The organism is Mesorhizobium sp. XAP4 (assembly GCF_029269325.1).
Lineage (GTDB): Bacteria > Pseudomonadota > Alphaproteobacteria > Rhizobiales > Rhizobiaceae > Mesorhizobium > Mesorhizobium ciceri.
In genome coordinates this window covers 1-530 of the sequence record NZ_JARIXW010000035.1, presented here as the reverse complement: position 1 = coordinate 530, position 530 = coordinate 1, and the positions used below count along the sequence as shown (strand labels likewise).

1 protein-coding gene is annotated in these 530 nt (G+C 61.7%); it reads left to right on the top strand.

The window, feature by feature from the left end; genetic code table 11:
* The coding region (locus P3C39_RS32885) for a TCP-1/cpn60 chaperonin family protein (protein WP_275955088.1) at positions 1–530 on the top strand (530 nt) is incomplete at both ends.

Below are 530 nucleotides of genomic sequence, written 5' to 3'. Positions count from 1 at the left end.
GAAGCGATGCAGAAGGTCGGCAACGAAGGCGTCATCACGGTTGAAGAAGCCAAGACCGCCGAGACCGAACTCGAAGTCGTCGAAGGCATGCAGTTCGACCGCGGCTATCTCTCGCCCTACTTCGTCACCAACGCCGACAAGATGGTTGCCGAGCTCGAGGACGTCTACATCCTCCTGCACGAGAAGAAGCTGTCCAACCTCCAGGCCATGCTGCCGGTTCTCGAAGCCGTCGTGCAGACCTCGAAGCCGCTGCTCATCATCTCGGAAGACGTCGAAGGCGAGGCTCTGGCCACGCTGGTCGTCAACAAGCTACGTGGCGGCCTGAAGATCGCCGCCGTCAAGGCGCCGGGCTTCGGTGATCGCCGCAAGGCCATGCTGGAAGACATCGCCATCCTCACCGGTGGCCAGGTCATCTCGGAAGACCTCGGCATCAAGCTCGAGAACGTCGGCCTCAACATGCTCGGCCGCGCCAAGAAGGTGTCGATCTCCAAGGAGAACACCACCATCGTCGACGGCGCCGGCAAGAAGGC